This window comes from Bacillus sp. ISL-39 (assembly GCF_018613295.1).
Lineage (GTDB): Bacteria > Bacillota > Bacilli > Bacillales > Cytobacillaceae > Mesobacillus.
Genome location: NZ_JAGGQM010000030.1, coordinates 16677 through 31668 on the forward strand (window position 1 = coordinate 16677; position 14992 = coordinate 31668).

Consider the following 14992-nt stretch of genomic DNA (forward strand, 5'->3'; position numbering starts at 1 on the left):
GGTTGAAAAAGTCATGAAACTAGACTCACTTATCAGCATGGCATCCCAGGATGGCAGGAAAACAGTAGCTGTTGCAGCCGCGGAAGAATCTGAGGTTTTAGAAGCGGTCGCCAAAGCTGTGGAACTGGAGCTCGCTGATTTTCTTCTTTTCGGAAACAAGGAAGAAATAGAGCGCATGATCGCAGCGAAGCATCCAGACCTTGCGGGCAGCAAGGGGATTGGAATCATTTCCGCGCCAAATAATAATATTGCTGCAGAAATGGCTGTGAAAGCAGTCAAGAACAAAGAAGCCAATGTCTTGATGAAAGGCAATATCCCTACTGCAGTGATTTTAAAAGCTGTCCTGAATAAAGAATATGGTCTGAGGAGCGGGACGGTACTTTCACACGTGGCGGTGTTTGAAGTGCCAGGGTACGATCGATTTACAATCGTAACCGATGCTGCGATGAATATTTCACCGGACGTTGAGCAAAAAGCACAAATCATCAAGAATTCAGTAAAGGTAGCACATTCTATAGGTATTGATATGCCAAAAGTGGCACCGCTGGCAGCCGTGGAAGTGGTCAATCCAGCGATGCAGGCGACAATAGATGCTGCATCATTAACGATGATGAACAAAAGAGGACAAATTCCCGGGTGCATAGTGGATGGTCCGCTTGCCCTTGATAATGCGGTGTCACAGCTTGCAACAGAGCATAAGGGAATCAAAAGTGAGGTTGCCGGCCAGGCGGATATACTTTTAGTCCCTGCAATCGAGGTGGGAAATGTTCTATATAAATCATTAATGTACTTTGCCAACGCAAAGGTTGGCGCTGTCATTGCCGGGGCTAAAGCTCCAATCGTGTTAACATCCAGGGCGGATACTGCTGAAAGCAAGCTATACTCACTTGCATTAGCGTTATGCTCTGCTGCTAAATAACTTACATAAACCAGGGGAGGAATTAGGTATGGAAATTTTTAAGTATCTAGAACAGTACGATTATGAACAGGTTGTATTTTGCCAGGATAAACAATCAGGATTGAAAGCAATCATCGCGATTCATGATACGACTCTTGGACCAGCATTGGGCGGAACTCGTATGTGGACCTATGCATCAGAAGAAGCGGCTATCGAGGATGCACTTCGCCTTGCAAAAGGCATGACTTACAAGAATGCTGCTGCTGGCCTGAACCTTGGCGGCGGAAAGACGGTTATAATCGGAGATCCCCGCAAGGATAAGAACGAAGAGATGTTCAGAGCTTTCGGCCGTTATATCCAGGGCTTGAACGGAAGATATATTACTGCTGAAGATGTAGGTACAACTGTTGCAGATATGGACTTAATCCATGAGGAAACAGACTATGTCACTGGTATATCACCAGCATTCGGTTCATCAGGAAATCCTTCCCCGGTAACAGCATATGGAGTGTACAGAGGGATGAAGGCAGCTGCTAAGGAAGCGTTTGGAACGGATTCGCTTGAAGGAAAAACAATCGCTGTTCAGGGTGTAGGCAACGTGGCATTTAATCTTTGCCGCCACCTGCATGAGGAAGGTGCCCAGCTGATTGTTACGGATATTAACAAGGAAGCTGTACAAAGAGCTGTTGAGGAATTCGGTGCAAAAGCAGTTGATCCGGATGAAATCTACAGTGTAGACTGTGACATTTACGCACCATGTGCATTAGGGGCGGTAATCAACGACGAAACAATTCCTCAATTAAAAGCCAAGGTTATTGCTGGTGCTGCCAACAACCAGCTCAAGGATACAAAACACGGAGATATCATCCATGAAATGGGAATTGTATATGCTCCGGATTATGTTATCAACGCTGGCGGTGTAATCAACGTTGCAGATGAGCTATACGGCTATAATGCTGAGAGAGCAATGAAAAAGGTTGAAACGATTTACAACAATATCGAAAAAGTAATCCAAATTGCTAAGAGGGATGGGCTTCCTACTTATAAAGCGGCTGACCGCATGGCAGAAGAGCGCATTGAGAGAATGCGCAACTCTCGAAGCCAATTCCTGCAAAACGGCCACCATATCCTAAGCCGCCGTTAATTAAGACTTTTTTCGTCACCTTTGTTGCTGTCTTGCGTAAAAATAAATTTTATGCAATAAGCAACATTTGAAACAGCCTTAATGAAAGGTTCCGCAGAGAGCGCTGAATATATGTTTCGGCGCCTCTGCTGTTTCCTAAATGCTACTGACGTATTGTGGATTTTAGGGTATCCGCAAGCTAATTGGAGGTTTAACTGTGCAACAAACAGAACATCGGATTCTAGTCATCAATCCAGGATCTACATCAACGAAAATTGGAGTATATGATAATGAGGTATCCGTATTTGAAAAAACGATCCGGCATGACTCAACTGTCATCAACTCCTATGAAACCATCATCGACCAATACGAATTCAGGAAGAATACGATACTTGAAACGCTTGATACGGAAGGAATCAACATTTCAAAATTGAGTGCTGTTTGTGGGCGCGGCGGGCTTTTACGGCCAATCGAAGGCGGAACATACGCAGTGAATAATAAGATGCTCGAAGACCTGCGAGCCGGTTACTCTGGCCAGCATGCTTCAAATCTTGGAGGTATTCTTGCCTATGAAATCGCATCTGGTTTGAATATCCCTTCCTTTATCGTCGACCCGGTCGTGGTCGATGAACTTGACCAGGTAGCACGAGTGTCAGGATTCTCCCTTATTGAACGAAAAAGCATCTTCCATGCCTTGAATCAAAAGGCAGTCGCACGCAGGGTCTCGAAAGAGCTAGGCAAAAAGTATGAAGAATTGAACTTGATTATTACTCACCTTGGAGGCGGTATCACCGTAGGGGCTCACAAAATGGGAAGGGTTGTCGATGTGAATAACGGTCTGCATGGCGATGGTCCTTTCAGTCCCGAGCGTGCAGGCACAGTACCGGCAGGTGACCTTGTGGAATTATGTTTTTCTGGTGATTACTTCAGGGAAGAAATCATGAAAAAGCTTGTCGGCCAGGGCGGTCTAGTAGGATACCTTGGAACGAATGATGCGATTAAGGTCGAAAAGATGATCAAGCAAGGGAATAAGAAGGCAAAGCTTGTGTACGAGGCCATGGCTTACCAGGTCGCAAAGGAAATCGGTTCTGCCAGTGCCGTCCTTGCTGGGAAAGTAGACGCGATTGTCCTGACGGGCGGTCTTGCATATGGCAAAGAGTTCGTCCAGGAAATCTCTGAAAGGATCAACTGGATTGCGGACGTCATTGTCCACCCGGGAGAAAACGAATTGCAAGCCCTTGCTGAAGGAGCCCTTCGTATTTTGCGCGGTGAAGAAGAAGTAAAAGAATATCCGGGCAGGTAGGATGGCTGGATTTAAGGACCAGTCAGAACCTCAGTAAACAAATAAACGATATAACATAAATAGAGGAGGGATTTAGATGGCTCAAGAATATGATTTGGTCATTCTCGGGGGCGGTACAGGCGGATACGTTGCAGCAATCAGAGCTTCTCAGCTTGGCCTGAAAACTGCCATCGTTGAAAAAGGAAAGCTTGGCGGAACATGCCTGCATAAGGGCTGTATCCCCAGTAAGGCATTGCTGCGCAGTGCTGAGGTTTATGCCACAGCAAAGAAAAGTGAAGATTTTGGCGTGACGACAGGTGAAGTTGGTGTCAATTTCACAAAGGTACAGGAAAGAAAAGAAAAAATCGTCGAGCAGCTCCACCGTGGTGTACAGCACCTGATGAAGCAGGGCAAGATCGATGTTTATGAAGGTTTGGGAAGGATTTTAGGCCCATCCATATTTTCACCGATGCCAGGAACCATTTCTGTTGAGATGAACAATGGCGAGGAAAACGAGATGTTGATTCCAAAGAATGTCATCGTTGCGACAGGTTCAAGACCAAGAACTTTGCCTGGGCTTGAAGCAGATGGCCAATACGTGATGACTTCTGATGAAGCGCTTGTCATGGAGGATCTGCCTAAGTCGATCATCATCGTCGGCGGAGGCGTAATCGGGATTGAATGGGCATCCATGCTTGCAGATTTTGGTTCTCAGGTTACAGTCATTGAATACGCAGACCGTATTGTTCCCACTGAGGACAAGGATGTTTCAAGAGAAATGCAGCGCGCAATGAAGAAAAAAGGCGTGAAAATCATTGCGAACGCGAAAGTCTTATCGGAGACCCTGCAAAAAGGCGATGGTGTCACGATCAGCGCTGAGGTTAAAGGCGAAACGAAAGAATTCACTGCTGAAAAATTGCTTGTTTCTGTTGGGCGCCAGGCAAATGTTGAAGGAATCGGCCTTGAGAATACAGAAATTCAGCTGGAAAGAGGTTTCATCCAGACGAACGAATATTTCCAGACGAAGGAATCCCACATCTATGCGATTGGCGATGTGATTGGCGGTTTGCAGCTAGCGCACGTGGCTTCACATGAGGGGATAGTGGCTGTTGAACACATTGCCAATCAAAATCCACACCCAATCGACTATACGCTCGTCTCAAAATGTATATACAGCTCTCCAGAGGCTGCCAGCGTTGGACTGACTGAAGACGAAGCAAAAGAAAAAGGTCACGATGTGAAGATAGGCAAATTCTCTTTCAAGGCAATTGGAAAAGCGCTTGTATATGGTGAATCCGATGGTTTTGTGAAAATCGTAGCTGACAAGGAAACCAATGATATTCTGGGTGTCCATATGATCGGCCCGCATGTAACAGATATGATCTCAGAAGCGGGACTTGCAAAGGTTTTAGACGCTACACCTTGGGAAGTTGCCCATACAATCCATCCTCACCCGACATTGTCAGAGGCCATCGGCGAAGCAGCCCTGGCTGTGGATGGAAAAGCAATCCATTCTTAATATATATTTTGATCAAGAGCTCTTTTACCTCAGGTAAAAGAGCCTTGTACGAACAATTGGGAGGTATAAAGATGGCAGAAAATCGTCACGCTGCACTTGGCTTAAGTGATGAAAAAGTTTTGGAAATGTATGAAACAATGCTGTTGGCCCGCCGGCTGGATGAGCGGATGTGGCTATTGAACCGTGCCGGGAAAATTCCGTTTGTTATTTCCTGTCAGGGACAGGAAGCGGCACAGGTAGGAGCTTCTTATGCCCTGGATCGTGAAAAGGATTATGTGCTTCCGTACTACCGTGATATGGGAGTGGTCTTAACTTTTGGCATGACTGCAAAAGACCTGATGCTTTCCGGTTTTGCCAAAGCGGAAGACCCGAACTCCGGGGGACGCCAGATGCCTGGTCACTTCGGCCAAAAGAAGAACCGGATCGTCACAGGATCTTCACCTGTTACGACACAAGTTCCTCACGCAGTCGGTATTGCTCTTGCAGGCAAAATGGAGAAGAAGGACCTGGTAACATTCGTTACGTTTGGAGAAGGTTCATCAAACCAGGGGGATTTCCACGAGGGTGCTAACTTTGCCGGCGTTCATAAGCTTCCGGTCATTTTCATGGTAGAAAACAATAAATATGCGATTTCGATCCCTTACGAGAGACAGGTTGCAGCTGAAAAGGTTTCAGACCGTGCAATCGGTTATGGCATGCCAGGTGTCACTGTGGATGGCAATGATCCTTTAGAGGTTTATAAAGTTGTCAAGGAAGCTGCTGACCGCGGACGCCGCGGTGAAGGGCCGACTCTTGTCGAGGCTGTATCCTACCGCCTGACTCCACACTCATCAGATGATGACGACAGAAGCTACCGCGCGCCAGATGAGGTTGCGCAGGCTAAGACGAAGGACCCGATCATTACCTTCGGCGCATATTTAAAGGAAAATGGCATCATGAATGATGATAGTGAAAAGGAAATCAACGATCGAATCATGAAGCTGGTCAATGAAGCAACCGATTATGCTGAAAATGCACCGTATGCAGAGCCTGAACATGCTCTGAAATACGTATATGCTGAAGAGTAAGGGGGAACGAAAATGGCGGTAATTTCTTATATAGATGCAGTGACATTGGCAATCAAAGAAGAGATGGAAAGAGATCCGAGAGTTTTTGTCCTCGGTGAAGACGTTGGTAAAAAGGGCGGGGTATTCAAAGCAACACAGGGCTTGTACGAAAAGTTCGGTGAAGACCGGGTAATCGATGCACCTCTGGCAGAATCAGCTATTGCAGGTGTTGGAATCGGTGCCGCAATGTACGGTATGCGCCCAATCGCTGAAATGCAATTCGCAGATTTTATCATGCCTGCTGTAAACCAGATCATTTCAGAAGCGGCAAGAATTCGTTACCGCTCAAACAATGACTGGAGCTGTCCAATGGTTATCCGTGCTCCATATGGCGGAGGTGTCCATGGAGCGCTTTACCATTCACAGTCTGTAGAGGCAGTTTTTGCGAACCAGCCTGGCTTAAAAATCGTCATGCCTTCGACTCCTTATGATGTAAAAGGATTGTTGAAAGCTGCGATCCGGGATGAAGATCCTGTATTATTCTTCGAACATAAGCGTGCTTACCGCTTGATCAAAGGGGAAGTTCCTGAAGACGATTATGTTCTTCCAATCGGCAAAGCTGACGTGAAGCGAGAAGGCGAGGATATCACGGTCATTACTTACGGCCTGGCAGTCCACTTTGCGCTGCAGGCAGCTGAAAGGCTTGCGAAAGACGGGATTTCTGCCCATATCCTTGACCTTCGAACTGTATATCCATTGGATAAAGAAGCCATCATCGAAGCTGCTTCGAAAACTGGTAAAGTCCTTCTTGTAACAGAAGACAATAAAGAAGGCAGCATCATGAGTGAAGTTTCTGCGATTATCGCTGAGCACTGCTTATTTGAATTGGATGCACCAATCAAGAGACTTGCTGGTCCAGATGTACCAGCGATGCCTTATGCTCCAACAATGGAGAAGTATTTCATGATCAATCCTGATAAAGTTGAAAAAGCAATGAGAGAGCTTGCTGAATTTTAACATAGTCACATTGGATATAGAATGATGGAGAAGGAGGGTCAATCTGTGGCAATCGAACAAATTAAAATGCCTCAATTAGGTGAGAGTGTAACTGAGGGGACAATCAGCAAGTGGCTGGTTTCCGTTGGTGACAAAGTAAATAAATACGATCCACTTGCAGAAGTCATGACCGACAAAGTAAACGCTGAGGTACCATCTTCATTTTCGGGTACAATCAAAGAATTGATTGCGGGTGAAGGGGATACATTGGCAGTTGGTGAGATAATCTGCACGGTTGAAATTGAAGGCGGAACTTCTGATGAAGTACCAGCAGCGGATGCAGCTGCTTCAAATTCCGCAGCTTCAGCAAGTGCCGCTCCAGCTCCAGCACAAGCAGCGGATGAAGGAAGCAAGGGTAGATATTCACCTGCTGTTTTGAAGCTGGCTCAGGAGAATAACATAGATTTAACCCAGGTCAAGGGAAGTGGAGCTGGCGGAAGGATTACGCGCAAAGATTTAAAGCAAATCATTGAATCTGGCAATATTCCACAATCTTCTGGACAGAAAGAAGAAGTAAAAGAAAGCACACAAACACAGCCTGCTGTATCACAGCCAGCAGCACAAACTCAGACTGCAGCGCCATCCCAGTCTGCAGCTGCCCAGTCTGCAGCATCAGCACCTTCAGTACCGGTGGCTGCCGGTGACATTGAGATTCCTGTGACGGGAGTCCGCAAGGCGATTGCCGCTAACATGCTTCGCAGCAAGCACGAAGCTCCGCATGCATGGACGATGGTAGAAGTGGATGTTACGAATCTTGTAGAGTACAGGAATGGCCTTAAGGATGATTTTAAGAAAAAGGAAGGCTTCAACCTTACATTTTTTGCTTTCTTCGTGAAGGCAGTTTCCCAGGCATTGAAAGAATTCCCGCAGATTAATTCCATGTGGGCTGGAGATAAGATCATCCAGAAAAAGGATATCAATATTTCCATTGCAGTGGCTACTGATGATGCGCTTTTCGTACCTGTCATCAAGAATGCAGACGAAAAGACAATCAAGGGCATTGGCCGAGAAATCAATGAGCTTGCTCAAAAGGTACGCACAGGCAAGCTTCGTTCCGAGGATATGCAAGGCGGAACATTCACAGTTAATAACACAGGTTCCTTCGGTTCCGTTCAATCAATGGGAATCATCAACTACCCGCAGGCAGCGATTCTCCAGGTAGAATCGATCGTTAAGCGCCCTGTCGTCATGAACAACGGCATGATTGCTGTCCGTGATATGGTGAACCTCTGTCTGTCTCTTGATCACCGTGTACTGGATGGCCTGGTTTGCGGCCGCTTCCTTGCAAGGGTTAAGGAAATACTAGAGAATACATCAAAAGAGACAACGTCCATATATTAGTAAATATGCAGAACGCCCAGGAGAACCTGGGCGTTTTATTTTTTTGTTCGGCCGCATAAAAATGTCCTTCGTTGCTAGAAAAGGATTCGTATACTAAAATAAAGTAGAGTATAAAAATTAGAATTTTACTACAATTTTTGTGAAGGGGGGAAAGCTGTCTGAACTATGGACAGTAGGTTTATGACGATTGATAATATGAAAGCTACCTCGTTCAAAGATGCAACATTTGAAGATTGGCAGGAAAAAGCCGCAGCCTCATTAAAAGGCAAACCGATTGATTCTCTTTATACGAATACATATGAGAATATTACTCTAAAACCACTTTATACAAAAGAGGATCTTCCAAGTGAATTGGCAGGAGAACTGCCTGGTCAGCTTGATTATAGAAGAGGCATCCATTCTCTTGGATATCAGTTTGAGCCCTGGCAGATTGCAAACCGCCTTTTTTACTCTAATGTAGGCGAGTTGAAAGAGAAACTCGACAATGCGCTATCGAAGGGACAAACCGCCATTGCCTTTGACGTAAAACAGGAGTTGTTTTCCGATAACCGTGCATTCGTTTCCTTTATTTCTTCCTATAAAAATAAGTATCCATTGGCTCTGGACGCTGGTTTGTTACAGACGCCATTGCTTGCCGCATTGGCTGTTGCCGGAAAGGAATCTGGCAGTGCTGAAGGACTTTCAGGTTTCGTCGCAGGTGATCCAATTGCCGAAGCAGGTTTGCTTGGCGGACTCCCAGTCGGGGAAGATGAATTTTTTATGAAATGGGCAAAGATCCTTGAAGAAGCAGCACAGCAATTACCAGAAGTTAAGACGATACTAGTCAATAGTGCCCCATACCATAATAGCGGTGCTCATGCCGTGCAGGAGCTGGCTATTGCCGTATCTACCGGGGCTTATCTCCTTCAAAAGCTGCTCGACAATGGATGGGAATTAAAGAAAGCGTTATCAAAGATTGTATTCCATTTTGCAATTGGATCAAACTTTTTCATGGAAACTGCGAAGCTTAGGGCTGCCAGACTCTTGTGGAGCAAAACAGCAGAAGCTTTCGGAGCACAACCTGAAGATTGTAAAATGGTCATATCAGCTGAAACCTCGAAGTTCACAAAAACGATTTTCGATCCCTACGTGAATATGCTGAGGGTCGGCAATGAAGCCATTGCTGCAGTTTTAGGAGGAATTCAGTACCTGCATAGTGGAAGCTTTGATGAACCAGCAGGAACTGTGAATCCTTTTTCGGAAAGGGTTGCCCGAAATACGCAGCTGGTGCTAAAATCTGAAGCTCATCTTGAAAAAGTGGCCGATCCAGCAGGCGGTTCCTGGTATGTCGAGTCACTGACAAAGGAACTGGCTGAAAAGGCATGGGAAGTATTCCTTGATATGGATCGTAGGGGCGGTATATATGAAACGTTGAAATCAGGCTGGCTCCAGGAACAGATTGCCCAGACAGCTGTAGTCCGTGAACAGGACATCGCTGCGCGTAAAAAGAGCATGGTTGGAACGAACGTTTATGCCAACCTTTCAGATGATTTCAGTAAACCTGCAGTCCAGGAGATCAAAAGCCATTACATGAGCGACTCACTTGATGCTACCATCAGTAAAATTTCGTCTGACAGCTCTCTGTTAGAGAGTTTTAAAGAAGTGGAACCAAGCTTTGCTCCATTGAAATTAAAAAGATTAGCTGAGCCATATGAAGAATTGAGGTTCAGGGCAAGGAAGCTGCAGGAAGAGGGTTTAGTGACAAAGGTCGGCTTGATTTGCCTGGGTGAACTGAAGAAGCATAAGGCAAGAGCAGATTTTATTTCCGGATTCTTGTCAGCCGGAGGGATTCTTGCTGAAAGGAGCGGGGAAGTGGACTCTATTTCAGCAGCCATTGATTTTATTAACTCGTCTGAAGCGAAACAGTTTGTGATTTGCGGCGATCAGTCTGCTTACAATTCTTTTGGGCCTAATCTGGCACAGGAGATTACAAATGAGCACGATGTCAGGCTTTATCTGGCAGGCATCCCGGATGAAAAACAAAGTGAATGGAAAACTGCCGGAATACAGGAGTTCCTGCATATGAGAAGCAATGCGTTGCAGACTCTGTCATCTATGCTTCAGGAAATGGAGGTGGATACAAATGCAAAAGCCTGATTTTACAAAAGTCCGTTTGTTTGCTGAGGAAAAGGAAGTCAGCAAGGAACAAGTGAATCAGCACATACAGCAGAACATCGATGATCTGTTATTCGAAACGAATGAGCAGATCAAGGTGAAACCAGTGTATACAAAAAAAGATGTAAAGGCATCCAAACATATGGAAGGCATGCCTGGCCTTCCTCCTTTTACGAGGGGACCGTACCCAGCGATGTATGTGAACCGGCCATGGACGGTAAGGCAGTATGCTGGGTTTTCGACTGCGGAAGAAAGCAACGCATTTTACAGGCGAAACCTTGCAATGGGCCAAAAGGGATTGTCTGTTGCCTTTGACCTGGCAACGCACAGGGGATATGATTCTGACCATCCCCGCGTTGAGGGTGACGTAGGGAAAGCAGGAGTAGCGATTGACTCCATTTTAGATATGAAAATTCTGTTCGACGGAATCCCGCTCGACCAAATGTCTGTATCCATGACTATGAATGGTGCTGTGCTGCCCATCATGGCGTTCTTCATCGTGACGGCCGAGGAACAGGGCGTAACACAGGATCAATTATCCGGGACAATTCAAAACGACATCCTGAAGGAGTATATGGTCCGGAACACTTACATTTACCCGCCGGAAATGTCGATGAAGATCATTGCTGATATTTTTGAGTACACTTCAAAATATATGCCGAAATTCAATTCAATCAGTATTTCAGGCTATCATATGCAGGAAGCGGGTGCTCCAGCGGATATCGAATTGGCGTACACGCTCGCGGATGGTCTTGAATATGTCAGAACTGGCCTTAAGGCTGGAATCGATATTGATTCATTCGCACCACGGCTAAGCTTCTTCTGGGCAATCGGCATGAATTATTTTATGGAAGTGGCCAAGATGAGGGCTGCACGCTTTATCTGGGCAAAAATGATCAAGACATTCAGTCCGAAAAATGAAAAGTCGATGGCCTTGAGGACTCATTCTCAAACATCCGGGTGGAGTTTGACTGAGCAGGATCCATATAATAATGTTATTCGGACATTGGTAGAGGCACATGCAGCGGCAATGGGCCACACTCAATCATTGCATACCAATGCACTGGATGAAGCAATTGCGCTGCCGACTGATTTTTCCGCACGCATTGCCCGTAATACACAACTATTTCTTCAGGAAGAAACGGGGATTACGAAGGTCATTGATCCATGGGCAGGCAGTTACTATGTTGAGAGTCTGACAAATGCATTGATCGAGCGTGCATGGGAGCATATCGAAGAAATCGAAAGTCTTGGCGGGATGGCGAAAGCAATTGAGACCGGACTTCCTAAAATGAGGATTGAAGAAGCAGCGGCAAGGCGCCAGGCACAGATTGATTCTGGAAAAGAAACGATCATCGGCGTGAATAAATTTAAGCTGGACCAAGAGGATCCACTGGAAATTCTGGATATCGATAATACAGCCGTCCGTGCGAAACAGCTTGAAAGGCTTAAACAGCTGAAAGAAAACCGCAATGATGAAAAAGCCCAGGAAGCTCTGAATGATTTAACAAGAGCAGCAGAAACAGGCGAAGGCAACCTGCTGGAATATGCGGTAAGAGCTGCTCGCGAAAGGGCGACACTTGGAGAAATTTCAGATGCAATTGAAAAGGCAGCTGGAAGGCATAAAGCAATCATCCGATCAGTCAGCGGGGTGTATAGCACAGCGTTTACAAATGGGGAAGAAATTGCCGAGGTGCAGCAAATGACTGAGGAATTCCTTGAAAACGAAGGACGCAGGCCGCGCATCATGATTGCGAAAATGGGACAGGATGGACATGACCGCGGAGCAAAGGTCATTTCTACCGCTTTTGCTGATTTAGGTTTCGACGTGGATATTGGCCCGCTCTTCCAAACGCCTGAAGAAACAGCGATCCAGGCAGTTGAAAATGATGTCCATGCGATCGGAATCAGCTCTTTGGCAGCAGGACATAAAACATTACTGCCGCAGCTTGTGAAGGAGCTGAAAAAATTAGGCCGCGAGGATATTGTCGTCATTGTCGGCGGCGTGATTCCTGCCCAGGATTATCAATTCCTTTACGATAACGGAGCAAGTGCGATTTTTGGACCTGGAACGGTCATCCCAGTTGCGGCGCAGAAGGTTTTAAGGACCATTTATGAGCGTTTGGGCTATGAGGAAGTGTCGAGTTAATGCCAGATGAAAAGAAGCCAGAATGGTTCGATCCCAATAAGGCTGATTCGTTTTCAAGTGTAGTGAAGCCAGGAGTGGCGGGTGTAAATGCCGATAGACCGGCAGCGAAAGCCGGCCGTTTTGTTAAGAAAAAGAAAACTCCCAGTTTAGATCCGATGTCACTAGCGGATGAAATCAAGACCGGGGGCAGGACAGCACTGGCAAAAGGGATTACATTGATTGAAAGCAATGCTGAGCATGACTTTCAAACGGCCCAAACCCTCCTGCATAAGCTATTGCCTGAGTCCGGAAGCTCCATCAGGATTGGAATCACAGGTGTTCCTGGAGCAGGCAAAAGTACGTTTATAGAAAGCTTTGGCAGCTACCTATGCGACCAAGGGAAAAAGGTCGCTGTTCTTGCGGTGGATCCAACCTCCAGCCTGACTGGAGGGAGCATTCTTGGCGATAAGACGAGGATGGAAAAGCTGGCGCGGAATCCGCGGGCATTCATCCGGCCATCTCCTTCAGGAGGGAAGCTAGGCGGTGTCCATCGGAAAACGCGGGAAACGATGCTGTTATGTGAAGCAGCTGGGTTCGATGTCATCCTTGTTGAAACGGTTGGGGTAGGCCAAAGTGAGGTTATTGTCAGGGATATGGTCGATTTCTTCATGCTCCTCGTCCTGACTGGTGCCGGAGATGAACTTCAGGGAATGAAAAAAGGGATCATGGAGCTTGCGGATGCGGTGATTGTGAATAAGGCAGATGGCCCAAATGAACAATCAGCGAAAAAAACGAAAGAAGAGTATAACCGGATCCTGCATTTCCTGCAGCCTGCGACAAAAGGGTGGCAGACCGCTGCCATGACCAGTTCAGCAATTCATAACAAAGGTATTGGTGAAATCTGGGAAACAATCACTGCCTTTGAACGGTTTACAAAAAAAAGCGGGATCTTTGATGAAAGAAGGAGACTCCAGACAAAAGAGTGGCTGAATGATATGATCATTGATCAGCTTCAGATGAATTTTTTTCAACATCCCTCCATTAAGAGTTTGCTTCCAAAAGTAGAAAACGAAGTTATTTCGGGAAACAGGCCAGTAGCTTCAGGTGTCGAGGAGTTATTTAGAGCTTTTTTTGGAGATGAAAATTAGCTGTTGAGGTATCAATACTTGAATCCCTCTAGAAGGACAAACTGGTTTGTTTATTTTGAATTTAAAAATGAATGTATACAGCTTAGTTGATTGGAGTGGAAGGCGCGAAGACTCCTGCGGGCTCAGCTGGACAGATGAGACCCCACAGGCGCCAACGGCGGCGAGGGGCTCATCGCCAGCCCCGCGGAAAGCGAAGCGCCTGGAACGGAAATCAACGGACAATTATAACAAGCTACAAAAAGAGAGAGGGTGCCCATATGTTTAAAGATTTTGGGAAACTCTCTTTTTCCACATTCGTATTCCAAGGCCATTTTCGGTATTACTCGTTATGTTCCATAATTCGAAAAGCATTACGTAATCAAGCAAAAAAAAGCGGACAACGGAATGTTCCGTTGTCCTTCATCTAGGGAGTTTAGGGGTATGGATCTAGCTGTATTGTTACCTTTCCCGGAATTCCTGAAAGTTAAACATACTTTGAAAAATTAATTTTAATTGGTATCATGTATTTATGTACCAGTTATTTTTCAGCAGAGGAGAGATCGAATCGATGAGCATGGATTTCAATTTTTTCATGAATGATGTAGTCCGCCAGGCGCGCCAGGAAATCGTGGCAGCTGGATATACAGAATTAACCTCTAGTGAGGAAGTAGAACAAGCATTTGCTAAAGAAGGAACAACACTTGTCATGGTAAACTCAGTTTGCGGTTGCGCCGGAGGCATTGCCCGTCCTGCAGCAGCACATGCTGTTCATTATGATAAGCGCCCAGACAATCTTGTGACTGTTTTCGCCGGCCAGGATAAAGAGGCAACAGAAAAAGCACGAAGCTATTTTACGGGCTACCCGCCATCATCTCCATCTTTCGCATTGTTGAAGGATGGCAAGCTTTGCACAATGGTCGAACGCCACGAAATCGAAGGTCATGACCCAATGCAAGTAGTGAACAAACTGCAAAATGCATTCGAAGAATATTGCGAAGAAGTATAAGTTTTTAAGAACTCCGGTTTTGCCGGGGTTCTTTTTTTATGGTTAGGCTCTGTTATGGCAAAATATTTTTCATAACTCCTGTTGATTGTAGTGGAAGGCGCGAAGACTCCTGCGGGATGAGCAAGTCATGGGGAGACCCCGCAGGCGCTTAAAGCGCCGAGGAGGCTCCCCGACTGCAAGGAAGAATTTGATCTTGAAAAAGCCGGCAGTAGGGCTTTTTCTTAATTCTTCCACGCGGAAAGCGAAGCGCCTGGAACGAAAATCAACAGTCAAGTTTAACAGAGCCTTTTGAATAAAAAAAGCCAGAATCCA

At 46.0% G+C, this 14992-nt stretch carries 12 protein-coding genes; 11 read left to right on the forward strand and 1 reads right to left on the reverse strand.

What is annotated here, in order from left to right; translation table 11 throughout:
- The first annotated feature begins 13 nt into the window (after positions 1-13).
- From yqiS to J7E37_RS19975, 11 genes are all read left to right on the forward strand, one after another.
- Positions 14-919 carry a phosphate butyryltransferase gene (gene yqiS, locus J7E37_RS19925; RefSeq protein ID WP_214778441.1) on the forward strand — a complete coding sequence of 302 codons (906 nt, stop codon included), beginning with the start codon at positions 14-16 and terminating at the stop codon, positions 917-919.
- 28 nt (positions 920-947) lie between these two features.
- Entirely contained in the window at positions 948-2042 is a 1095-nt protein-coding gene (gene bcd / locus J7E37_RS19930; RefSeq protein ID WP_214778443.1) for a Leu/Phe/Val dehydrogenase, read from the forward strand.
- Between the two features lie 196 nt (positions 2043-2238).
- Entirely contained in the window at positions 2239-3324 is a 1086-nt protein-coding gene (gene buk, locus J7E37_RS19935) for a butyrate kinase (RefSeq protein WP_214778445.1), read from the forward strand.
- A 76-nt stretch (positions 3325-3400) separates the two neighbouring features.
- Positions 3401-4822 carry a dihydrolipoyl dehydrogenase gene (gene lpdA / locus J7E37_RS19940; protein ID WP_214778447.1) on the forward strand — a complete coding sequence of 474 codons (1422 nt, stop codon included), beginning with the start codon at positions 3401-3403 and terminating at the stop codon, positions 4820-4822.
- A gap of 71 nt (positions 4823-4893) precedes the next feature.
- Positions 4894-5889: a thiamine pyrophosphate-dependent dehydrogenase E1 component subunit alpha gene (locus tag J7E37_RS19945; protein ID WP_214778449.1), complete on the forward strand. Its 996-nt coding sequence runs from the start codon at positions 4894-4896 to the stop codon at positions 5887-5889.
- Positions 5890-5901: 12 nt separating this feature from the next.
- Positions 5902-6885 (forward strand): alpha-ketoacid dehydrogenase subunit beta, encoded by a 984-nt coding sequence (locus J7E37_RS19950; protein WP_144476445.1) that lies wholly within the window; start codon positions 5902-5904, stop codon positions 6883-6885.
- 45 nt (positions 6886-6930) lie between these two features.
- Complete coding sequence (locus tag J7E37_RS19955) at positions 6931-8265, forward strand: dihydrolipoamide acetyltransferase family protein (RefSeq protein WP_215026619.1); 1335 nt, start codon at positions 6931-6933, stop codon at positions 8263-8265.
- A gap of 165 nt (positions 8266-8430) precedes the next feature.
- Positions 8431-10401 (forward strand): methylmalonyl-CoA mutase subunit beta, encoded by a 1971-nt coding sequence (locus J7E37_RS19960; RefSeq protein ID WP_251009780.1) that lies wholly within the window; start codon positions 8431-8433, stop codon positions 10399-10401.
- Positions 10388-12568 (forward strand): methylmalonyl-CoA mutase, encoded by a 2181-nt coding sequence (gene scpA / locus J7E37_RS19965; RefSeq protein WP_215026622.1) that lies wholly within the window; start codon positions 10388-10390, stop codon positions 12566-12568. Before J7E37_RS19960 ends, scpA begins: the two co-directional genes overlap by 14 nt.
- Positions 12568-13695, forward strand: coding sequence for a methylmalonyl Co-A mutase-associated GTPase MeaB (meaB, locus tag J7E37_RS19970; protein WP_214778455.1), 1128 nt, complete (start codon positions 12568-12570; stop codon positions 13693-13695). The genes scpA and meaB overlap by 1 nt, the downstream gene beginning before the upstream one ends.
- Positions 13696-14242: 547 nt before the next feature.
- Positions 14243-14680 (forward strand): BrxA/BrxB family bacilliredoxin, encoded by a 438-nt coding sequence (locus tag J7E37_RS19975; RefSeq protein WP_214778722.1) that lies wholly within the window; start codon positions 14243-14245, stop codon positions 14678-14680.
- A gap of 69 nt (positions 14681-14749) precedes the next feature.
- Here J7E37_RS19975 and J7E37_RS19980 read toward each other — a convergent pair.
- A partial coding sequence (locus J7E37_RS19980; protein WP_215026625.1) for a hypothetical protein occupies positions 14750-14992 on the reverse strand: 243 nt, incomplete at its 5' end.